Below are 21,434 nucleotides of genomic sequence, written 5' to 3' on the forward strand. Positions count from 1 at the left end.
GGTCGGATGATGTCCGCGTGGACACCCCTCCCGTACGCTGCGGGGCCATGAACGCTGAGCGAACTGCACCATCGAAGACCGCAGTGGTGACCGGGGCGGGGTCCGGGATCGGCCGCTCCGTCGCCCTCGAACTGCTCGCCGCCGGCTGGTCGGTGGCGCTCGCGGGCCGCCGCACGGAGACCCTGGAGGAGACCGCCGCCCTCGCCGCCGCCAAGGACGGCGCCGCCCTGTGCGTGCGCACGGACGTGGCGCGGCCCGAGGACGTGGCCGCGCTCTTCGCGGGCGTGCGCGAGCGCTTCGGCCGCCTCGATCTGCTCTTCAACAACGCCGGTACGTTCGGTCCCGGCGGCGTCCCGGTCGAGGAACTCCCCTACGACGCCTGGCGCCATGTCGTCGACACCAACCTCAATGGCGCGTTCCTGTGCGCGCAGGCCGCCTTCCGGCAGATGAAGGAGCAGCGGCCGCAGGGCGGGCGGATCATCAACAACGGCTCGATCTCGGCCCACACGCCGCGCCCGCACTCGGTGGCGTACACGGCGACGAAGCACGCCCTGACGGGGCTGACCAAGTCCCTTTCCCTGGACGGCCGTCCGTACCGGATCGCCGTCGGGCAGATCGACATCGGCAATGCCGCGACCGACATGACCGAGCGCATGCAGTCCGGGATCCTGCAGGCCAACGGCGAGCTGGCGGCCGAGCCGGTGATGGATGTGGCCGATGTCGCGCGCACGGTACGGCACATGGCGGAGCTGCCGCTGGAGGCGAATGTGCAGTTCGCGACGGTCCTCGCGACCAACATGCCGTACGTCGGGCGGGGTTGAGCCGACGGCGGGGGCCGGGGTGGTGCGCGGCGGTACGGAGGTGTGACCAAGATCTCTACAAGTGGAATCGGACCTACCGCCTCAATACAGGTCAGCGCACCCCGTATGCTCAGCTCCTCTCCACGAGAACTTCACACTTGGAGCACTCCTTGCGCATACGCACCGCCGCCCCCGCCGTCCTCGCCGCCACCACCCTCGCGGTGTCGCTGCTCGCCGCGTCCCCGGCATCGGCGGCGGCCGCGCGGCACCAGGGCGGACTGCACCTCGGCTACATCCAGTACGACAGCCCGGGCCGGGACACCCGCACGAACTCCTCGCTGAACGCGGAGTGGGTGAACATCCACAACAACTCCCGCTCCGCGATCCAGCTCAAGGGCTACAAGCTGAAGGACGACACGGGCTACACCTACACCTTCGGCAGCTACAGGATCGGCGCGGGCAAGACCGTCAAGGTGCGCACCGGCAAGGGCACCAACGCCTCGGGCGTGCGCTACTGGGGCCGCGGCAGCTACGTCTGGAACAACACCAGCGACAAGGCCCGCCTGATCAAGCCGAGCGGCTCGCTCCTGGACTCCTGCTCCTGGAAGCGCAGCGACCCCGGGCACAAGAACTGCCACTGACCACCACCAAGGGGAGGGGGCAGGGCGACCGCTCCGCGAAGGACCGGAACCCGCGGTTGGGGCCGCGGGAATGACCCGGAGCGCGGAGTGGTTGCCCTGCGACATGACGACGAACACCGGTACATCCCCCGACGTGCTGCGGTACACCGCCTTCAGCACCGACCCCGCGGGCGGCAATCCCGCGGGGGTCGTCCTCGACGCGACGGGCCTCGACGACGCGACGATGCTCGCCGTAGCGGCGGAGCTCGGCTACAGCGAGACGGCGTTCCTCACCGCGGACCCGGCGGGCGCCGAACGGGCCCACGCCGTCCGCTACTTCAGCCCCAAGACCGAGGTGCCCTTCTGCGGGCACGCCACGGTCGCCGCGGCGGTGGCGCTCGCCGAGCGGGACGGGGCCGGTGACTTCGTGTTCGCGACCCGGGCGGGCACGGTGCCGGTGACGGTGTCCCGGGAGGCGGGCGTGCTGCGGGCCACGCTCACCAACGTCGCGCCGTACGTCGAGGGGGCCGCCGGGGACGACGTCACCGAGGCGCTCGCCGCGCTCGGCTGGTCCGCGGCCGACCTGGACACCGCCCTGCCGCCGCGGATCGCCTTCGCGGGCGCCCGCCATCTCGTCGTCGCCGCCGCGACCCGGGCACGGCTCGCCGACCTCTCGTACGACTTCGCGCGCCTCGAAGCACTGATGCGCCGCCTCGACCTGACCACGGTCCAACTGGTGTGGCGCGAGAGCGAGTCCGTCTTCCACGTGCGCAACCCGTTCCCGGTCGGCGGCGTCGTGGAGGATCCGGCGACGGGCGGGGCGGCGGCGGCCTTCGGGGCCTACGCACGCGAACTCGGCCTCGTGCCCGCCGAGTCGGTGCTCACGCTCCACCAGGGCGCGGACATGGGCAGGCCCGGCGTCCTGACGGTGACGCTGCGGGACGGGGACGCGCGGGTGCGGGTGGGCGGGGCGGCGGTGCGAGTGGTCGTCTGACCTCAGGCCTGGCCCGTCTCGAAGCGGGACACCTGGCCCGCGTCGTCGACGATGAACCGCCACTTCGTGCGCATCTCGCCCCAGGTGTCGTTGCGGTACGTGACGATCAGCGTGCGGCCGCCGTCCGACTCCGACTCGACGTCCATGTGGCCGTTGGAGGAGAAGATCTCCCGGTCCGTCCACTCGGCGATGCTCCGGTCCGAGCCGTCGTCGGACATGGTCGCGCCGGACGCGAGCAGGCCGTCGAAGGCGTCCTTGTCGTGCGCGTTCACGGCGGTGACGAAGGCGCGGACCACGGGGTCGGCGAGCCGGTTCACTTGGATGCTCATGGGCCCACGGTCACACCGGGCCGCCCGTCGCGCCACCGGTGCCCCGCGCCCCGGGTCACCCGGACGGCCCCTCGGGCGGGGTGCCGGGCGCCGCGCCGACGGACGGTGGGAGCGGACCCGATGCCACCTAGGAGAGACCCGGGAGTTCCCATGACCTGCTCGTGCCCGGACCGGCGTGACCTCGGCCTGCTGCTGCTCCGCGCGGGCACCGGCGGGGTGCTCGCCGCGCACGGCGCCCAGAAGCTGTTCGGCTGGTTCGGCGGTGGCGGCATCGAGGGCACCGGCGCCTTCATGGAGTCCGTCGGATACGCGCCCGGCAAGCTGAACGCCCTGGTCGCGGGGGTCGCCGAGGCGGGCGGCGGCGTCCTGCTCGCCCTGGGCCTCGCGACGCCCGCGGCGGGTTCGGCGGCGGCCGGTGCGATGGCGGGGGCCACCGCGCTGCACACGCCCAACGGCTTCTTCAGCCAGCGCGGCGGCTACGAGTACCCGGCCTTCCTCGGCCTCACCTCCGCGGCCCTCGCGGTCACCGGCCCCGGCCGCTACTCCGCCGACCACGCGCTCGGCCACTCCCTCAACCGCGCCTGGATGGTCCCCGCGGCACTCGCGGGCACGGCGATCGGGGTGCTCGCGACGCTCGGGGCCCGGAGCAGGAACGTGCGGGCGAGGGAGGGCGGGGCGCAGGAGCAGGGGGCGTAGCCGGGCGGGTCGGCCGAGGGGCGCGGCCCGTACCGGTCGCTACGAGCCCCGACCGAACCACGTCTCGGCGAGCGCGTCGAGTGTCGGCTCGGGCGGTGCGGGCAGTTCCCGGAGATACCAGGGCAGATTGCTGTACACGTGGAGCAGGGTGTACGCGAGGAGTTGGCGCGGATCGTACGTCCTGCCGTACGCCTTCATGAAGCGGGCGAGCAGGCCCGGCTCGGCCCGTGTGACGAAGAGGCCGACGCCCACGAAGTCGTACGCCCGGTCCCCGATCATGGCGGGCTCGAAGTCGAGGAGTCCGGTGAGGCGCCAGCCGTCGGCGGGGTCGACGATCAGGTGCTGGCGCATGAACTCGGTGTGCAGCAGGGCGTGTTCGGCCGTATGCCCGGCGGCGGGCAGGTCGGTCCGGTCGAGGAAGTCGGGGATCTGGTCGAGCCAGCGCCGCGGCAGGCCGTGGTCGCGCTGCTGGTCGACGGCGCGGGCGCGCCTGCTGCGGAGGAACGCGGTCCAGTCGTCCGGGCCGAGGACATCGGCGAGCGGCTCGGGGTCGAGGGCGTGCAGTGCGGCGAGGGCCTCGGCGGCCGCGGTGACGACGCGCTCGCGGTCGGCGCGCGGGATGCGCGGCCAGGCGGCGGCGAGGCCCTCGCCGGGGATGCGGGACATCAGGACGTAGCGCCAGCCGTTCTCGTACGCGCCGGCGGCGTGCATCCGGGGCGTGGGGACGGGCAGGCGGCCCTCGATGTGGCGCAGCACGCGGGCCTCCGCGACGGCGTCCTGGGCGGCCGCGCCGGGGAAGAGCTTCAGGACGTGCTCGTCACCGACCGCGTAGACGGGCTGCGAGCCCTCCGGGAAGCGGGTCAGGGGCGCTCCGGCGAGGCCGAGCGCGGCGCAGAGGTCCTCGGCGGCGGGCCGCATGACCGTCTCGTCGGGGACGACGCGGTCCCACTCCTCGTCGGTGGTCACCTCGGGCAGCATGATCGGCACCGTAGCCGCCGCCGGAGCGGGGCCGCGAGCGACTTTCGGCCGCGCGCGCGGGTGCCGGTTCCCTGCGCACGCGGGTGGGCGGCTCCCGTTGGTGTTGCGGGGAGCCGCCCGGAGTGCGGTCGGGAGAGCGGTGCGGTCAGAACACGAACGGGCCCGGTGACTGCGCCGATGTGGCGTTGCAGGTCACGGTGATGCCGAGGACCACGATCGTCAGGGACTTCCCTTCGAGGCTGTCGCCGGAGGCCACGGTTCCGTTGAGGGGTCCGGTGGAGACGGCGCCGCCGGCCGGGATGGCCGGGTTGGCGTTGCCGGTGAAGTCGGTCGTCCCCGAGCCGTTCTTGGTGAGGGTGAGCGTCGAGTTGACGGAGCCCGCCCCGATGTCGATGGGGGCGGTGATCGCCGAGGTGGACACCTCGATGGTCGCGTTGGTGCCGTCCTGGGTGGCCTTGAGCGTCGCCGTGCCCGACCCGTACGACCCGCAGTCGAACGAGAGGGTCGCGGACTGCGGATCCACGGCGCCCGCCGCGGGCGCCATCGCGAGGGCGCCGACGGCCAGCGCGCCTGCGGCCAGTGCCGCGCCGACGCCGGTGCGGGCCGTGCGTCCTGTGGTGGCCGTGCCGAATCTGCCATGTCTCATGGAGGGCCTGCCTTCATGGTGGGGGGGTGATCAGGTGAGGGTTCAGTGGGGGGTGATCAGGCGGGGTGGAGATGCGGGTGCGGGGTCCGGGGTGCGGAACCCGCCCTGACGGGTCGTCAGCACTCCGGATCGTTGCCCATTGAGACACAGGGCCCCGGGGACGGCAAGGCCATCCCCGGGAACCTTGACATGTCACGACCAAAACCGGTCGCGCCGTAACGGTCCGCCGTCCGCGTCACAGGACGCCCCGCCCCACCGGACGCCCCGCGTCGCAGGACGCCCCACGTCACCGGATGCCCCGCCTCACAGCGCGCCCGCCACCTCCCGCGCGAGCAGCTCCACGTACGCCGCCGTCCACGCCTCGACCGTGGACCGGTCCCACAGGTCGCTGGAGTACTCCAGATAGCCGGAGAGCACGTCACCCGTCGGGATCAGACCGAAGTTGAACTCGGAGCGCGCACCCGGGACCGTGAGGTCCTCCACCGCCGTGGTCAGCCCCGGCAGGTCGATCTCCGTCTCCAGCGAGTTCTGGTACTGGAAGCCGAGCGGCAGCCGGTCCGGCACCTCCGTGCCAAGGGCGGCGCTCAGCTCGGCCGCCACCGCGCGGATCGGGGCGGCGTGGTCGATCGCCTCGACCGCGCCGCGCGCCACCAGGTCGACGAGCGCACCGAAGGCCCCCGCCCCGTCCCCGCCCGCGTCGCCCCCGCGCACCCGCAGCGTGAAGGAGGAGACCGTGCAGGCGGCGAGCGCCTCGAACTCGCGGCGCTCGCGGTTGGCGTAGGAGATGCCGAGCACCGTGTCGGGCTCGCCCGTCAGATCGCCGACCAGCCGCGCGAACGCCGCGGCCGTCACCACGAACGGCGTCGTGCGGTGCCGCCGCGCGAGCGCGTCGACATCCGCGCGCACCGCCGCGGGGACCGTGAACAGGACCACGTCGCCCGCCCCGCTCAGCTCGTCGGGGCGCGGCCGGTCGAGCGGCAGGCCGCGGTCGAAGGGGGCACCCGCCAGCGTCCGCGCCCAGTAGTCGACCAGGCGGCCCTTGTCCCGCGTGCGGGACTGCTCGTGCTGCCAGCGCGCGTACGCGCCCGGCTGCGGCACGTCCTCCGCAAGGCCGTGCGGCACCCCGGTGGCCGCCGCCCGGTACAGCGCGGCCAGCTCGCGCAGCAGGACGCTGACCGACCAGCCGTCGCACGCGGCGTGGTGCAGCACGAAGAGCAGCACCCTGCGGTCGGGTCCGGTGCGCAACAGGCGGAACACCGGGGCGAGTTCGGCGTCGATGTCGAAGGGCGTCGCGGCGGTCTCCGCCGCGATGCGCTCGGCCTCCGCCGCCGCGCCGTCCGCCGTGCCGCACCGCGCGAGGAGGTCCTCGTCGGGCAGCTCCACCGGCCGGGGCGGCAGCGCCTCCTGCCACCACTCGCCGCCGTCCTCGACGAAGCGGGTGCGCAACGCCTCGTGGCGGGCGACGAGTTGACCCAGCGCGGTGCGCAGGGCCGGTACGTCGAGGTCGCCGGTGAGGGTGAGGCGCATCGCCACGTTGTAGATCTCGGGGCGGGGGTGGGTGCGGTGGCGGGTGATGAAGGCGCTCTGCTGGACGGTGACGGGGGCGCGGTCCAGGACGTCGCCGATCCCGTCGCCGCGCTCCTCGCCGGTCGCACCCTCTTCCGCCCCGAGGTACGCCGCCATCGCGCGCAGCGTCGGCTCCTCGTAGAAGCGGGCGATCGGGTACTCCGTGCCGAACTCCTCGCGCACGCCGTTGGCCAGGCGGATCGCCGTGATGGAGTGGCCGCCGAGGTCGAAGAAGGAGGCGTCGGGGCCGATCGACGCCGGGGCCACGTCGAACTCGTCGGCCCACAGCCGCCGGAGGCGTTCCAGGACCTGACCCGGCGCCGGGTCACCGCTCCCGGCCGCGGCGGCGGGTGCGGTCGCCGCGGTGACGATCGACGGGGCGGGCAGGGCCGTCCTGTCCAGCTTTCCGTTGCCGGACAGCGGGAGCGCGGGCAGTACCGCCCAGGCGTGCGGCACCAGGTAGTCGGGCAGCAGCCCGGAAAGCTCCGCCGCGAGCCGGTCGGCGAGTTCCTGTGCGCGTCCGGCGGCGGGCGCCCCGGGGACGACGTACGCGGCGAGGTGGGCGTCGCCGCGCCGGTCGCGGCGGGGCAGGACGACCGCCGACGCCACCCCGGTCAGGGAGTTGAGCGCGCGGGACGCCTCCTCGGGCTCGACGCGGTAGCCGCGGATCTTCACCTGGTCGTCGGACCTGCCGAGGAACTCCAGGACGCCGTCCTCGGTCCTGCGCACCAGGTCGCCGGTGCGGTACATCCGCCCGGTCCGGCCGTCCAGCGGGTCGCGCACGAAGCGTTCCGCCGTCAGGTCGGGGCGGCCCAGATAGCCGGTGGCCACTCCGGGACCGCCGACGTACAGCTCGCCCTGCCGCCCCGCGGGGACCTCGCGGCCTGCCGCGTCGAGCACGCGCAGCGTGACGTTGTCCACGGGGCGGCCGATCGGGATCGGGGCCCCTGGAGCCGTCCCTTCGGGGGCCTGCGGTGTCACCGTCTGCGTGGTGCACAGCACCGTCACCTCGGTGGGCCCGTACACATTGACGGTCTCGTACGGGGCGGTGCGGCGCGGCCGGGTGCGCAGGACGTCGCCGCCGAGCAACAGGTGGCGCAGCGGCGGCTGTTGGGCGTCGGGGAGCGCGAGGATCGCCTCGCCTAGGGCCGTCGGCAGGATGGAGAAGGTGATCCGCTGTTCCGTGTACCAGCGGGCCAGCACGGCCGGGTCCCTGCGGACCGCGTCGTCGGCCACGACGACCGTGGCGCCCGCGGTCAGCGCGGGCCAGATCTCCAGGACCGCCGCGTCGAAGCCCTGGCTGCACACGGCGGCCGCGCGGTCGTCCGCCGTACTGCCGAAGCGTCCGTGGTGCCACTGGCACAGGTCGACGACGGCCCGGTGCGGCAGGGCGACGCCCTTGGGGGTGCCGGTGCTGCCGGAGGTGTAGATGGCGAGGCAGAGGGCCTCGGGGTCCGTGCCGCCCGCGGCCGGGGTCCTCGCCGCCGCCGGCCGCGCGGGGATCGCGTGGACGTCGACGACGGCGGTGGTGCCGGGCACGGTCGGCGCGGCGGCGGGTCCGCCGTCGGTCAGCAGGATCCGCGCCCCGCACTCCGCGAGGACGGCCGCCGCCCTGGCCCTCCCGATGCCGGGGTCCAACGGCACATATCCGTGGCCCGACTTGAGGGTCGCGAGCATGGCGACGATCAGGTCGGCGCCGCGCGGCAGCCAGAGCGCGACCGGCGTCGCCGCGCCGGGGTCCCGCTCGCGCAGTACGGCAGCGAGCCGCTCGGCGCGCTCGTCAAGGTCGCGGTAGGTGAGGGTGACGTCGCCGCTGCGGACCGCCGTGCGGTGCGGGGTGGACTCGGCCCAGCGTGCGGTCAGGGCGTCGACGGTGCTCCGGGTGCGCGGCCTGACCGGGCCCGCGCGCCACGCCTCCGGCACGACGGGGTCCGCGGGGCGTGCCGGGACGGGCCCGGACAGGGGGGTGCCGATGTCGCGCACGGCGTCGGCGAGCACGTCGCGGAACGTCCCGAAGAGCGCGTCGACCGTCGCCTCGTCGAAGAGGTCGGTGTGGTACTCCAGGTGGCAGCGGATGCCGTCGGCGCCGTCGGTGAAGTACACGCTGAGGTCGGTGAGCGCCTTGTCGGGGCCCGAGTCGAGCGATGTGGCGCGCACCCCGGGCAGGTCGAAGACGAAGGGGTCCGCGGTCTCGAACTCGGCGAGGGTCTGGAAGACCGGCGTCCGGTCGAGCGCCCTGGCGGGGGCCAGCTCCCTGACGACCGCCTCGAAGGGCACCTCGGCGTGGTCGTACGCGTCCAGGGCGACCGCGCGCACCCGGTCGAGGAGCGTGCCGAAGTCCGGGTCGCCCGAGAGGTCGAGGCGCAGGGCGAGGGTGTTCACGAAGAAGCCGACCACGTCCTCGTACGCGGGGGTGCGGTCGGACATCGGGGTGCCGATCACCAGGTCGTCCTGGCCGGTGACGCGGTGCAGGGCCGTCGCGTATCCGGCGAGCAGCGTCATGAAGAGGGTGCTGCGCCGCTGCTTGCCCATCTTCCGTACGCCGTCGGACAGTTCGGGGTCCAGGGTGCGGAACATGGCCCGGCCGTTGGACGTCAGGACGGCGGGCCTCGGCCGGTCGGCGGGCAGTTCGAGGACGGGCAGTTCGCCGTCGAGTGCCTTCTTCCAGTACGCGAGGTCGTCGGCCGCCCGCGCACCGTCGAGGGTGGCGAGCTGCTCGCGGGCGTGATCGGCGTACGTACGGGGCAGGCCGGGGAGTTCCGCCGGTGCGCCGGTGGTTTCGGCACGGTAGAGGGCGGACAGGTCGCGGGCGAGCACGCCCGCCGATGCCGCGTCCATCACGATGTGGTGCAGGGACAGGACGAGGACGTGCCGCCGCTCGCCGAGCCCGACCAGACGCGTGACGAAGAGCGGTCCTTCCGCGAGGTCGAAGCGGCGGCCGCTCTCGGCCCGCAGCGTGTCGGCGACGGGGTCGTCGGCGTCCGTGCCGTCGACGACGAGGAAGTCCACGTCGCCCGCGGGCAGCGCGAACTGCCGTGGCTCGCCCGCCACTTCACGGAAGACCGTGCGCAGCTGCTCGTGCCGCGCGGCGAGGGCACGCAGCGCGGACCGCAGCGCGGGGACGTCCAGCGGGCCTTCGAGCTCGATGGCCTTGGTCTCGTTGTACGCGGTGCGTCCCGGGAGCATCCGCTCCAGGAACCAGACGCGCTGCTGCCCTGGGGACAGGGGCGAGCCGGGGTCGGGCACGGGGTCCTGTGCCGGTGCCGTCTGCGGCGCGGGGGCCGTGCACGCGCGGCGCAGTGCGTCCAGGTGGACCAGGCCGTCCCGCATCGCGGTGGGCTCGACGCCGAAGTCGACGAGCGCCACCACCTCGTCGGCGCCCGCGGCACGCACCTCGTCGACGACGGGCCGCACGCTCTCGGGGCTGCCGATGAGGGCGCGCTGGTCGCAGTAGCGGTCGTAGGCGCGGCCGAAGACCACGTCCAGGTCGTCGTCGGACATCGCCGACAGGTCGACGCGGTGGCCCAGGCTGTTGGCGACGCCGCCGAACAGGGACAGCGAGGCCTTCATGTAGCGGGACAGCGGATCGCGCGCCTCGGCGCGGGCCGCCGCGTGGTCGTCGGCGAGATAGGTGTGCAGCAGGACCGCCACGCGTCCCGCGTCGGGGTCGAGGCCGTGCTCGGCGCGCGTACGGCGGTAGAGCGCGATGTTCGCACGGAGCTGTTCGACGTCCTGCGTCATCAGGTTGGTGACGATGCCCAGGTCGTGGCGGGCGGCCAGCTCGTACGACGCCGGGTTGCCGACCACCGCCGTGTACAGGGGCGGGGCGTCCTGGACGGGGCGCGGGAAGAGGCTCAGGTCGGCCTCGCCGTCGCCGGTGGTGCGGCGCACCGGATCGCCGCGCCACAACTTCCGCACCTCGGCGACCTGTTCGTACATCGTCTCCTTGTGGGAGCCGAACCGGCCGGGGAAGAACGCGAAGTCGTTGGCGTGCCAGCCGCTCGCGCAGCCGATGCCGATCCGGCCGCCGGAGAGGTTGTCGACCATGGACCATTCCTCGGCGACCCGGATCGGGTCGTGCAGCGGGAGCACCACGGAGCCCGCGTTGATCCTGACGCGGTCGGTCTCCCGCGCGAGCGCGGCGGCGAGCACGGCCGGGTTGGGGAACAGGCCGCCGAAGGAGTGGAAGTGCCGCTCGGGGATCCACAGCGAGTGGAAGCCGTTGCGGTCGGCGAACCGGGCGGTCTCCAGGAGGTGGTCGTACTTGCCGTGCCGGGGCGCGCGCTCGTCCTGGGGGTAGTCGCCGAAGAAGTAGACGCCGAAGTCGAGGGATTTCGCGGGGGGTTCGGGGGTGGGGCGGGGCTGGGGCGCGGACTTGGGCTTGAGCTCGGGCTCGGGCTCGGGCTTCGACTCGGGCTCGGGCTTCGGCTCGGGCTTCGACTCGGGCTTCGACTCGGGCTTGGGCTTCGGCTCGGGCTTGGGCTCGGGCTTGGGCTCGGGCTTCGGCTCGGGCTCGGGCTTCGGCTCGGGCTTCGGCTCGGGCTTGGGCTCGGGCTTGGGCTCGGGTTTCGGCTCTGGCTTGGGCTCGGGCTTCGGGAGGGCCGCGCCGTTCCAGGCCATGGACTGGACCTTGGGCCGGGTCCCGGTCTTGGGGGTGCCGAGGGAGAACCCCGCCCCGCGCAGCTCCCGGAGCGAGTCCTTCACCGCTTCCACGATGAACTCGACGTCACCGTCGGTGTGTTCGGTGGAGAGGAAGAAGTTGCGCCACTCCCACACGTGCACGCCGCGCAGCATGAGGTGGTGGTAGAGCAGCTCCATGTCCGCGCGGTGCTCGAAGCGGAACATCGAGCCGAAGTGGTCGAGGCTCAGGGCGAACCCCTCGGCCTCGAAGAAGGCGTTGAGCGTGGCGGCCAGCTCGTCGGTGCGGGCGTTCAGGCGTTCCTGGAGCCGCGGGCTGTGCTCCTTGAGGTGGGTCAGGACGGCGCGCGCCGCGACCATCGACACCGGGTGCTGGATGTAGGTGCCGCCGAAGAACGTGGTGTCGGCCGCGGGGTAGCTGTCGTCGCCGTAGTTCCAGTGGCCGCCGTCGATGCCGTCCATGATGTCGGCGCGCCCCGCGATGGCGCCGATGGGGAAGCCGCCGCCGAGCAGCTTTCCGTACGTGGCCAGGTCGGGGGTGACGCCGTACAGCTCCTGGGCGCCGCGCGGCGCGGGCCGGAAGCCGGTGAGCATCTCGTCGAAGAACAGCACGATGCCGTGCCGCCGGGTGAGTTCGCGCAGCCGCCGCACGAACTCGGCGGGCCGCAGCGACGGATGGCGGCTCTGCACCGGCTCGACGACGACCGCCGCGATGTCGCCCGCCTGCTGCTCGATGACGGCGAGGCTCTCCTCGCTGCCGTACGGCAGGACGAGCAGGTCGGCGACGGCGTTGTGCGGCACGCCCGCGGACATCGGCACGGTGGTGAGGCCGTCGCCGCCGGTGCGCGGGGAGCGGCCGAGCACATTGTCGTTGTGGCCGTGGTAGGCGCCCTCGAAGGTGATGATGCGGGAGCGTCCGGTGGCGGCGCGGGCGAGCCGGATGGCCGCGGAGTTCGCCTCCGTACCGGAGTTGGCGAAGGCGACGCGCTCCATGCCGGTCAGCTCGGCGAGGAGTTCGGCGGCCTCGCCGGTCTCGACGGTGCGCGGGCCGAGCTGGACGCCGCGCGCGAGGTGCTCGCGGACCGCCTCGGTCACGAAGGCGGGCTCGTGGCCGAAGAGCAGCACGCCGAAGCCCATGGTGATGTCGACGTAACGGTTGCCGTCGATGTCCTCTAGCCACGAGCCCTGCGCCCGCCGCCCCGCGAGGGGGTACAGCATCTCCTTCGTGCTGCTGCGGAAGCCGACCGCCGCACGGCTGTCGGCGAGCACGCGGCGGTAGCGCTGGGCGATGCGCTTCGAGGTGGGCGTCTTGGCGGTGTAGCGGCGCACCAGGTCGTCCAGGTGGGCCCGTTGGGCGTCGGAGGCGCCGCCGCGGACCATGCCGGAGGCGCGGGGCACCTCCAGACGCGGGCCGTGTTGGTGCTGGCGGGGCGCCTCCTGGGATTCTTCCTGTACCGGTGCCGGTGTTCCCAGCTGCTGGGAGATGCGCTGCGCAAGCTCGGCCATCGCCGCGAGGTCCTGGTCGACCGCCGCGGAGACGGCGGGCGTGGCGGAGTCGGTCCCGGTCACCGGTCCGCCCTCCCCACCGTCTGGGCCGCGAGCAACTGCGAGAGCTGCCCCATCAGTTGGAGCTGCATCTGGGAGAGCTGGTGGACCTGACGTACAAGATCCTGGACCTCCTGCCGTGTGGCGTACTCGACCGGGGCAGGTTCACGCACCACCGGCGCGGGCTCGGGCGCACGCACGACCGGCTCGGGCAGCACGGGCGAGGGCACGACCGGCTCGGGCACCACGGGAGAGGGCACCACGGGCGACGGCGCCACCCGCTCGGGCACCACGGGCGCCCCGCCTCCCCCCGCCTTCCCCACGATGATGACGGCGAGCCCCCGCGCCGTCCCCGCCTCCTCGAAGAGTTCCCGCATCGACACCTTGACCCGGTGCTCCTCCTCCAGTTCGCGGAGCACGCCGATCATCTGCAGCGAGTCCGCGCCGAGGTCGAAGAAGGAAGCGTCGTCGGCTATCTCGCTCGTGTCGTAGCTGAGATGCTTCGCGGTCACCTTGACGACGTGCTGGAGCACGCGCTCGACCGCTGCCTCGTCCTGTGCCACTTCGGCCCCATCCCTTGCCGGTTGTGCGGACCGGGGAAGGAAGTTCTCCGGTCCTGTCCAGTAGTCCTTGTGTTGGAATCGGTAGCCGGGCAGGGGGATCCTGCGGCCCGCCCCGGCCAGGAAGGGCCGCCAGTCGACCGGCGCCCCGGCCCGGTACAGGCCCGCCGCCGCGTCCCAGAGCGGTGCGAGCCCGGCGCCGCGCCGCAGGGTCGGATGTGCCTTCGCGGCGGGCAGCGCACGGCGCGCGAGTCCGCTCAGCGTGGTGTGCGGGCCGATCTCGACCAGCGCGCCCGCCTCCGCGTGCGCGGCGCCCAGCTCCGTGAGCACGTCGGCGAACCGCACCGGCTCACGTGCCTGCCGTACGAAGTAGTCGGCGTCCGGCAGCCAGCCGGGCGGCCGGGTGCGTCCGTCGAGCCCGCTGACGAACGGCACGTCGCAGGGCCGGAGCCGCACCTCGGCGAACAGCTCCCGCAGCCCGTCGAGCACGGGGTCCATCAGGGCGGTGTGGAACGCCTGGCGCACCGGGAGCGCCCTGGCCGGTATGCCGCGCGCGGCGAGCAGCTCCGCCAGTCGGGCCATGGCGTCGGCCGGGCCCGCGAGCACCTGGCTGTCCTCGGCGTTGCCGACCGCGAGCGCCACGCCGGGCACCTCGGCGGCCAGGTCACGGGCGGCGCGTTCGCCGGCGGTCACGGCGACCATCGCGCCGGGCGCGCAGTGCCGCCGCATCAGTCCGCCGCGCCGGGCGGTCAGGCGCAGCCCGTCCGCGGCGGACAGCGCCCCGGCCGCGTGCAGCGCCGCGTACTCCCCCACGCTGTGCCCGGCCACGACGCGCGGCGTGATCCCGGCGGACCGCCAGAGCCGGACGAGCGCGCACTGCAGCGCGAAGAGCGCGGGCTGCGCCACCTCGGTGGGCAGGATCCGCTCCTCGCCTGCCGGGTCGGGCGGGCCGAGCAGGACGTCGAGGAGGCCCGCGCCGCCGGTGAGTTCCGCGTACTGGCGTTCGCAGGTGTCCAGGACGTCGCGTACGACGGGGAAGCGCTCGTAGAGGGGGCGTGCCGCGCCCCGGTGGAGGCTGCCCTGGCCCGTGAACAGGAAGCCGACGCCCGCGCCGTCGGTGCCGCCGTCGCCGGGGACCGGGTCCGCGAGCCAGGCGTCGAGGGCGTCCGTGAGCGCGCCGACGGTGGCGCCGCGCAGCGCGACGCGGTGCCTGCGGTGGGCGCGGCCGAGCGCCATCGTCGTCAGCAGGTCGGCGGGGTGCGTGCCGGGGTGCGCGCGCAGATGGTCGCGCAGGGCGCGGGCGTTGTCGGCGAGGGCCGCCCCGGTGTGGCCCGCGAGCGGCAGGACGTCCGGGGGCGGCGGGGCGGCGGCCGGGCGGGGCGCGGGCTCGGGCGCTTCTTCCAGTACGACGTGGACGTTCGTGCCACCGACGCCGAACGAGCTGACGCACGCCCTGCGCGGCACGTCGCCGCGGGGCCAGGGGCGCGCGGACTCCGGGATGTGGAAGGGGCTCGCCGCGAGGTCGAGTGCGGGGTTGGCGCGGCGGAAGTTGGCCATCGGGGGTACGACGCCGTGCCGCAGCACGAGCAGTGCCTTGAGGAGGCTCGCCAGGCCCGAACACACGTCGAGATGGCCGATGTTGGCCTTCACCGAACCGAGCGCGCAGTAGCCCGTGCGGTCGGTGTCCTCGCGGAACGCCGCGGTGGCGCCGTCGAATTCGATGGGGTCGCCCTTGAAGGTGCCGGTGCCGTGCGTCTCCAGGTAGCCGATGGTGGACGCGTCGACACCCGCCCGGTCCAGGGCCCGCCGGATGACCGCACGCTGCCCTTCGGCGCTGGGCGCGGTGAAGGTCCGTTTGCCCGCGCCGTCGTTGTTGGCCGCCGAGCCGCGGATCACGCCGTGGATGTGGTCGCCGTCCGCGACGGCCAGGTCGAGGCGTTTGAGGACGACGGCCGCGACGCCCGTGCCGCCGACGGTGCCGTCCGCGTCGGCGTCGAAGGGCCGCAGCGTGCCGCTCTTGGAGAGGATGGAGCCCTTGACGTACTCGTATCCGATGACCTGCGGGACGTGGACGGCGGTGGCTCCCGCGACCGCGATGTCGCAGTCCCCGGTGGCCACGGACCGCGCGGCGAGGTGCACGGCGGTCAGCGAACTGGAGCACGCCGTCTGGACGTTGACGGCGGGCCCGGTCAGGCCGAGGCGGTACGCGGCGCGGTTGGCGGTGAAGTCGGTGTAGTTGCCGACGGTGACCTGGAGGCCCGCGACCCAGTCGGCGACGCCGCCCTGGAGGACGTTGTTGAGCAGGTAGTTCTGCAGGGAGTAGAGGTGGTAGCCGGTGCTCGCGTACACGCCGACCTCGCAGCCGTCGCGGCCGCCGGGCGTGCCCGCGTACCCGGCGTCCTCCAGCGCGTGGTGCACGCACTCCAGGAACAGCCGGTGCTGCGGATCGGTGATCCTGGCCTCCTGCGCGCTCATCCCGAAGAAGCCCGCGTCGAAGCCCGCGATGCCCTCCAGCGTGCCGCTGGCCCCGACGAACTCCTCGGCCCGGTACCGCTCTTCGGGCACCCCGGCCGCGACGAGTTCGGCCTCGGTGAAGCGGCGGATGCGGTCGGCGCCGTCGTGGATCGTGCGCCAGTACTCCTCGGGGGTGTCCGCGCCGGGGAACCGGAAGGACATCCCTACGACGGCGACGGCGTCGGGCGGGGCGGTCATCGGGTCTCCTTCTCCGCGTCGTGCACGTTCGCCACGCTGTCGCTCCCGCTCTCCCCCGCGGGCGCCGCCGCGCCCCGCCTCCCCTGCCGCACCAGCACGACGAACAGCGCGGCGCACAGCACGATCGCCACCCCGTGCAGCAGGCCCACGACGTGCAGCGGCGAGAGATGGTCGAGCAGGGCGCCGCTGACCAGCATCCCGAGGCCGAAGCCGGTGTTCTCGACCGAGGCGGAGAGGCCGAAGAGGCGGCCGCGCTGCTCGTCGGGGGCCGCCTGCAGCCGCGTGACGTACGCGGTCTCGGTGAGCCCGTCGGCCATGCCCGCCACCAGCGCGACCGCGATGGCGGCGACCGTGGGCAGTCCGGTGAAGACCACGATGAACGCGGCCGACATGACGCAGGACCCGATCGCGAAGACCCGCTCCCCCGGCCCCTGCCGCCCGCCGCGCCCCGCGAGGCGTCCGCACACCTGTTGCGCCAGGATGTTGCCGATCGCCCAGGTCGCCCAGAACTGGCTGATGAACGTGGCCGGATGGGACGGGTCGAGGTCGCTGGAGTAGACGGGCAGGGCGACGTTGTGCGACGACGAGCCGAGTCCGTCGGCGGCCCGCACCACGATCATCACCGCGAGCACGGGGGCGGCGCGCAGCAGCATGAGCGAGCCCGCGCCGGGGCCGCGCTCCTTCCCCTGCTTCACGGCCTGCCCCGCCTCCGCGGCCCGCCCGGCCCTCGTACGGATCGGCAGCGAGAACAGGACACTGGCGGAGACCGCGAAGGTGACGGCGTCCAGCGTGATGGCGGCGGTGTAGCCGAGCTGCGCGACCAGGACGCCCGCGGAGGCGAATCCGGCGATCATCGCCAGTGAACGCCCGGTCGCGAGCAGCGCGTTGGCGCGCAGGCGCAGGTCGCCGCCCACGATCTCGGGGATGCTGCTGCGCAGCGCGACACCCGACAGGGTCGAGCAGAAGCCGGTCACGACCGCCAGGACATAGAGGAGTCCCGCGCGGGTGCCGTCAGGGGCGACGAGCAGGGCCAGCATGGCCGCGCACTGGGTCAGATCGGCCCCGACCATCAGCCTCTTGCGGTCGTACGCCGAGACGAGACGCCCGCTCACCCAGCCGGAGAGGACACTCGTCAGCAGGCGTACGGCCATGAAGAGTCCGGCGGCGAGGGCGCTGTCGGTCACCTCGTAGATGAAGACGTTGAGGGCGACCATGTTGAGATAACTGCCGTACGCCGACACTCCGTTGCCGACGACGAGCAGGCGAAAGTGCCGCAAGCGTTCCCCCCTGGTCCGCCGATGAGCTGCCATCACTGTTCGTGCACGGCCGCCATCAGCCGAGACCGTCTTCACACTCACGCGCGCCGAACCGCACCTAAAGTCGCTCGAATTGGTGACTTGACAACAGCGCTCGGGTTCAATGTCCCCGTCTCATCCCTCGGGATGCGAGGTTTCCTTTGTGTTTGCTCCTGACCATGGTTAGATCAAGTTGAGGCCGTCGCAGCACCAGAGTTGACAGTCCCTCCCGGAGGGAAAATGCCAGTACAGAGTCGCCCCGAGAACGCACCGGCGCTGTCCCTCAGGGAACGTCAGGTCCTCGCCCATATCGCGGCGGGCCTTTCCCACAAGCAAGTGGCCCGGCGCATGGGCATCAGCGTGCACACCGTGAGCACGTATCTGCGGCGCATCAGGAACAAGCGCTCCGCGCCCACCGTCGCGCACCTCATCCGGCTGAGCCTCACCGAGAACTGCGGGCCTCGATGATCCGGTAGCCGCTGAACCCCAAGGGCCCGCTGCGACCGACGAGTTCGAGCCCGGCCCGCCGGAACAGCTCGTCGAACTCGTCGGCGGTGCGCTCCCTGCCGGGGGTGAGCACCATCAGGGTGAGGTCGCTCACCGCGAGGAACGGATCGGTGCCCGCGTCCACGACGGGCGGTGCCACGATCTCCACCACCATGACCCGGCCCGTGTCGCCCATCGCGGCACGGCAGTTGCGCAGCAGGTCCACGCACCGGTCGTCGTCCCAGTCGTGCAGCACGCTCTTGATCACGTAACGGTCGCCGCCCCGGGGCACGGACGCGAAGAAGTCCCCCGGCACGACCTCGCAGCGCTCCCCGACGCCCGCGTCCGCGAGCTTGTCGCGCGCGCCCGCGACGCCCTGCGCCGTGTCGGCGAGCACGCCCCGCAGGTGCGGGTGCCGCGTGAGCAGGCCGGTCAGCAGGGTGCCGTCCCCGCCGCCCACGTCGACGACGGTGGAGACGTCCGAGAAGTCGTACGCCTCCGCGACGGCCCACGCCTCCGCCTGCGCGCTGACCGACATCGCCGCGTGGAACTCCGCGCCCAGCTGCGGGTGTTGCTCGAAGTACGCGAAGACAGGGCCGCCGGTGACCGTCTCGATGGAGGGCCGTCCCGTACGCACCGCGTCCAGGAGGCCTCCCCAGGCGGCCCAGATGCCCTCGTCGAAGTACGGCAGCAGCATGGGCCGCAGGGAGTGCGGCACGTCCGAGCGGAGCAGCTGCCCGGCCGGTGCGAGCCCGAAGCCCTCCGCCGTCTCGGTCACGACGCCCAGCGAGGCGAGGCCGCGCAGCACCCGGCGCAGCGCCTGCGCCTGGACGCCGGCCTCGGCCGCGAGGTCCTCGGCGGTCCGGGTCCGCTCGGCGAGCAGGTCGGGCAGCCGCAGGCGCACCGCGACGTGGATCATCTGCGCGGGGACGAAGCCGAAGGCGAGCCGGTAGAGGTGGGCGGCGGCACCCGGGTCGAAGGGGGCGCCTGCGGCGTCGGGGGCGGCCGGGTGGTCCGGGGAGGGGTGTTCCTGGGAGGGGTGTTCCGTGGACGTGTGGGCCGTGGTCATTCGGCGCTCGTTTCTTCGGGTCGGGCTTCGGGACTGGCTTCGGGTCCGGCTTCGGGTCGGAAGGAGACAGGGAGCCGCGTCAGGCCGCAGAGGATGCTGATCTGCCGCCACCGCAGCTCCGCGGGCGGCACGGCGAGGGCGAGTCCGGGCAGGCGGGCGAGCAGCGCCGCGAACGCGTGGGACGCGAGGGCCCGTGCCAGGGGCGCGCCGAGGCAGAAGTGGATGCCGTGCCCGAAGGCGAGATGGGGGTTGGGCGCGCGGTGGATGTCGAAGTCGTCGGAGCCCGCGACGGCGGCCGATCCGGGGAAGGCGTCGGGGTCCCGGTTGGCCAGGGACAGGCCGACGTTCACCACCGACCCCTTGGGGATGACCGTGCCGCCCAGCTCGACGTCCTCGACGGCGACGCGCAGCGAGGACTGTCCCGCGGAGCCCTCGTAGCGCAGCAGCTCCTCGATGGCGCCCGGCAGGAGCGCCGGGTCCGCGCGGAGTTCCGCGAGCTGGCCGGGGTGGGCGAGCAGGGTGAGCAGTCCGTTGCCGATGAGGTTGGTGGTGGTCTCGTGGCCCGCGACCAGCACCAGCATGGCGAGGCCGACGAGTTCGTCGTCGCTGAGCCCGCCGCCGTCCCGCCCGTCGTGCTCCCCGTCGGCGCCCTGCGCCACAAGGAGGGCGCTCAGCAGGTCCGGCTGTTCGTCCGGCGGCAGGTCGTGGCGCACCCCGGCCCGCTTCTCCTCGACGAGCCCGCCGAAGTACGCCCGCAGTTTCCGCGAGCGCTCGTCGCGGGTGCGGGGCCCGGTCTCCACGGAGAGGGTGCGCGCGGCCCAGGCGCGGAACGCGGGGCGGTCGCCGGTGGGGATGCCGAGGAGTTCGCTGATGACGAGGACGGGCAGCGGGAAGGCGAAGTCGGCGATCAGGTCGGCGTGCCCGGTGGGCGTCACGGCGTCGAGCAGTTCCGCGACGGTGCGCTCGATCCGGGGTCCGAGGGCGGCGATGCGGCGCCGGGTGAACCCGTGGGAGACCAGTTTGCGCAGCCGGGTGTGGGCGGGCGGATCGTCGTTGGCCATGGGCGAGTACGCGACGGCGGCGCCTGCCGCGTGGCCCAGGCGCCGCGGGTCGTTGGAGAGCCGCGGTTCGCGCAGCGCGCGGCGCGCCTCGGCGTGGCCCGACACCAGGAAGTAGGTGAAGCCGCTCTCCTCGCGGACGAGCCGGACGGGTGGTTCCGCGCGGATGAGCCGGTGCGTCTCGGCCGACCGTGTGAGCAGGCCGTAGGGGCTGAATCCGGCCAACGGCTCGGACCGCGGCTGCACCGGCATCCGTGTCTCCTGATCTGTCTCGCCTGGTCCCGGACGACCGGTTCACCTTCGCACCGGGCGCGGCCCGTGTCGTCCGTCCGGGACGGTGTATCGGCTCTCCGACCGGAGGCTGAGACCGGCGGGCGGTCTCCCCCTGGGCGGGTGGTGCCGCGGTCCGATAAAGAATGCATAGCGCGCGCGAGTTGAATGCTGATACAGCGGCGTGAGAGCGACCGGGATGCCGCGGGACGCTCTTGACACCGGAAGATCAACGATCACGCGGAGCCGGGGAGTTGCCCAGAAGTATCGGGTTGAACCAATCTGGACCAGCACCAGTCAGTCGAGTACTGTACTGATCACTCTCGTGGTCCAGACCAGTCAAGGCGAGTTCATACGGGTTCGGGTGTGTGACGGCCCACGAAGAGTTCCATTTCGCCCGCGACTCAGCGGGTGAATACTGCGTAAAAGCGCGGCCAGAACGCTGTGAACAATCAGGCGGGGGACAGCCTATGCGTCAAATAGCTCCTGTTAATTGTATCCGGATTGCCGTTTGCGACGCGCGACATCTCGCGCGGGCGGGACTCATCGGAGTCCTTGCGCGGGAGCCCGACATCTCCGTGGTGGCGGAGGTCTGGGACGCGCAGGACGTGGCACAGACCCTGCGCACGGAACGGCCCGATGTGGTGGTGGTCAGCCATGATCCACTCGTCATGGACGGCATCGCGGTGGCCGAGGAGCTGGGAGCCTGCCCGGAGTTGGCGTCCTCCGGGGCCGGGGTCCTGATGCTCTGCGACTCCCTGGAGCACGAAGAGCTGCTCTCGGCGCTCCGGGGCGGCGTGCGCGGGGTGCTTCCGGTGAACGGGGACCCGTACACCCTGGCCTCCGCCATCCGCGAGATCGCCGCCGGTGCCATGCTCCTGAAGTCGCCGACGGCCGTGGGCCTCATCAACCGGCTCGTCAGCCGCTCGCCCGGCGTCACGGTGGTCCCCGGCTCGCATCTGTCGCGCCTCACCCACCGGGAACGCGACGTGCTGGCCCTGGTGGCCAACGGCCACTCCAACTGCGAGATCGCCCAGAAGCTGTCCCTCAGCGAGGCGACCGTGAAGTCGCATCTCTACCACCTCTGCCAGAAGCTCGGCCTGCGCGACCGCGCCCAGGCCGTCATCCTCGCCTACGAGACCGGGCTCGTGCGCGCCTGCCCCGCGGCCTGA

General features: G+C 73.2%; 14 protein-coding genes. 6 read left to right on the forward strand and 8 right to left on the reverse strand.

Annotated elements, in window-relative coordinates; translation table 11 throughout:
- Nucleotides 1–47: 47 nt before the first annotated feature.
- The 3 genes from ACFWZ2_RS05565 to ACFWZ2_RS05575 all read left to right on the forward strand — a co-directional run bounded on the left by ACFWZ2_RS05565 (nucleotide 48) and on the right by ACFWZ2_RS05575 (nucleotide 2,414).
- On the forward strand, nucleotides 48–821 hold the full coding sequence (locus ACFWZ2_RS05565; protein WP_384542227.1) for an SDR family oxidoreductase: 774 nt from the start codon (nucleotides 48–50) through the stop codon (nucleotides 819–821).
- A gap of 149 nt (nucleotides 822–970) precedes the next feature.
- A complete protein-coding gene (locus ACFWZ2_RS05570) occupies nucleotides 971–1,441 on the forward strand; it encodes a lamin tail domain-containing protein (protein WP_384542231.1) in 471 nt (156 codons plus the stop codon).
- Between the two features lie 103 nt (nucleotides 1,442–1,544).
- The gene (locus ACFWZ2_RS05575) at nucleotides 1,545–2,414 is read left to right on the forward strand and encodes a PhzF family phenazine biosynthesis protein (protein WP_384542234.1); all 870 of its coding nucleotides are present in this window, start codon (nucleotides 1,545–1,547) and stop codon (nucleotides 2,412–2,414) included.
- A gap of 2 nt (nucleotides 2,415–2,416) precedes the next feature.
- Here ACFWZ2_RS05575 and ACFWZ2_RS05580 read toward each other — a convergent pair whose 3' ends face one another.
- A complete protein-coding gene (locus tag ACFWZ2_RS05580; RefSeq protein WP_384542236.1) occupies nucleotides 2,417–2,743 on the reverse strand; it encodes a nuclear transport factor 2 family protein in 327 nt (108 codons plus the stop codon).
- A gap of 150 nt (nucleotides 2,744–2,893) precedes the next feature.
- Between ACFWZ2_RS05580 and ACFWZ2_RS05585 the strand changes: the two genes are divergently transcribed.
- A complete protein-coding gene (locus ACFWZ2_RS05585) occupies nucleotides 2,894–3,439 on the forward strand; it encodes a DoxX family protein (protein ID WP_384542239.1) in 546 nt (181 codons plus the stop codon).
- A gap of 39 nt (nucleotides 3,440–3,478) precedes the next feature.
- Here ACFWZ2_RS05585 and ACFWZ2_RS05590 read toward each other — a convergent pair whose 3' ends face one another.
- The 5 genes from ACFWZ2_RS05590 to ACFWZ2_RS05610 form a co-directional block, all read right to left on the reverse strand.
- A complete protein-coding gene (locus ACFWZ2_RS05590) occupies nucleotides 3,479–4,417 on the reverse strand; it encodes an aminoglycoside phosphotransferase family protein (RefSeq protein WP_384542242.1) in 939 nt (312 codons plus the stop codon).
- 145 nt (nucleotides 4,418–4,562) lie between these two features.
- Nucleotides 4,563–5,063, reverse strand: a complete 501-nt coding sequence (locus tag ACFWZ2_RS05595; RefSeq protein ID WP_384542244.1) for a hypothetical protein — start codon at nucleotides 5,061–5,063, stop codon at nucleotides 4,563–4,565.
- Nucleotides 5,064–5,366: 303 nt separating this feature from the next.
- Complete coding sequence (locus ACFWZ2_RS05600; protein WP_384542247.1) at nucleotides 5,367–12,836, reverse strand: MupA/Atu3671 family FMN-dependent luciferase-like monooxygenase; 7,470 nt, start codon at nucleotides 12,834–12,836, stop codon at nucleotides 5,367–5,369.
- Nucleotides 12,833–16,084 (reverse strand): type I polyketide synthase, encoded by a 3,252-nt coding sequence (locus ACFWZ2_RS05605; protein ID WP_384542250.1) that lies wholly within the window; start codon nucleotides 16,082–16,084, stop codon nucleotides 12,833–12,835. The genes ACFWZ2_RS05600 and ACFWZ2_RS05605 overlap by 4 nt, the downstream gene beginning before the upstream one ends.
- Complete coding sequence (locus ACFWZ2_RS05610) at nucleotides 16,081–17,361, reverse strand: MFS transporter (RefSeq protein WP_384542253.1); 1,281 nt, start codon at nucleotides 17,359–17,361, stop codon at nucleotides 16,081–16,083. Before ACFWZ2_RS05610 ends, ACFWZ2_RS05605 begins: the two co-directional genes overlap by 4 nt.
- A gap of 258 nt (nucleotides 17,362–17,619) precedes the next feature.
- On the opposite strand from ACFWZ2_RS05610, the gene ACFWZ2_RS05615 reads away from it, so the two are divergent.
- Complete coding sequence (locus ACFWZ2_RS05615) at nucleotides 17,620–17,847, forward strand: response regulator transcription factor (protein ID WP_384542256.1); 228 nt, start codon at nucleotides 17,620–17,622, stop codon at nucleotides 17,845–17,847.
- Here ACFWZ2_RS05615 and ACFWZ2_RS05620 read toward each other — a convergent pair.
- Both ACFWZ2_RS05620 and ACFWZ2_RS05625 read right to left on the reverse strand, forming a co-directional pair.
- Complete coding sequence (locus ACFWZ2_RS05620; protein WP_384542259.1) at nucleotides 17,822–18,934, reverse strand: methyltransferase; 1,113 nt, start codon at nucleotides 18,932–18,934, stop codon at nucleotides 17,822–17,824. The two genes, ACFWZ2_RS05615 and ACFWZ2_RS05620, sit on opposite strands and share 26 nt — an antisense overlap.
- Nucleotides 18,931–20,244 (reverse strand): cytochrome P450, encoded by a 1,314-nt coding sequence (locus ACFWZ2_RS05625; RefSeq protein WP_384542261.1) that lies wholly within the window; start codon nucleotides 20,242–20,244, stop codon nucleotides 18,931–18,933. Before ACFWZ2_RS05625 ends, ACFWZ2_RS05620 begins: the two co-directional genes overlap by 4 nt.
- Before the next feature lie 596 nt (nucleotides 20,245–20,840).
- On the opposite strand from ACFWZ2_RS05625, the gene ACFWZ2_RS05630 reads away from it, so the two are divergent.
- A complete protein-coding gene (locus ACFWZ2_RS05630) occupies nucleotides 20,841–21,434 on the forward strand; it encodes a DNA-binding response regulator (protein WP_384542264.1) in 594 nt (197 codons plus the stop codon).

Origin of the sequence: Streptomyces sp. NPDC059002 (genome assembly GCF_042740435.1) — a bacterium.
Taxonomy (GTDB): domain Bacteria; phylum Actinomycetota; class Actinomycetes; order Streptomycetales; family Streptomycetaceae; genus Streptomyces.

What these genes read in the sequence shown, in the direction of transcription:
- ACFWZ2_RS05615 (WP_384542256.1), top strand. Translation starts at nt 17,620, where the DNA reads ATGCCAGTACAGAGTCGCCCCGAGAACGCACCGGCGCTGTCCCTCAGG.
- ACFWZ2_RS05595 (WP_384542244.1), bottom strand. Translation starts at nt 5,063, where the DNA reads ATGAGACATGGCAGATTCGGCACGGCCACCACAGGACGCACGGCCCGC.
- ACFWZ2_RS05590 (WP_384542242.1), bottom strand. Translation starts at nt 4,417, where the DNA reads ATGCTGCCCGAGGTGACCACCGACGAGGAGTGGGACCGCGTCGTCCCC.
- ACFWZ2_RS05625 (WP_384542261.1), bottom strand. Translation starts at nt 20,244, where the DNA reads ATGCCGGTGCAGCCGCGGTCCGAGCCGTTGGCCGGATTCAGCCCCTAC.
- ACFWZ2_RS05575 (WP_384542234.1), top strand. Translation starts at nt 1,545, where the DNA reads ATGACGACGAACACCGGTACATCCCCCGACGTGCTGCGGTACACCGCC.
- ACFWZ2_RS05620 (WP_384542259.1), bottom strand. Translation starts at nt 18,934, where the DNA reads ATGACCACGGCCCACACGTCCACGGAACACCCCTCCCAGGAACACCCC.
- ACFWZ2_RS05565 (WP_384542227.1), top strand. Translation starts at nt 48, where the DNA reads ATGAACGCTGAGCGAACTGCACCATCGAAGACCGCAGTGGTGACCGGG.
- ACFWZ2_RS05585 (WP_384542239.1), top strand. Translation starts at nt 2,894, where the DNA reads ATGACCTGCTCGTGCCCGGACCGGCGTGACCTCGGCCTGCTGCTGCTC.
- ACFWZ2_RS05580 (WP_384542236.1), bottom strand. Translation starts at nt 2,743, where the DNA reads ATGAGCATCCAAGTGAACCGGCTCGCCGACCCCGTGGTCCGCGCCTTC.
- ACFWZ2_RS05605 (WP_384542250.1), bottom strand. Translation starts at nt 16,084, where the DNA reads ATGACCGCCCCGCCCGACGCCGTCGCCGTCGTAGGGATGTCCTTCCGG.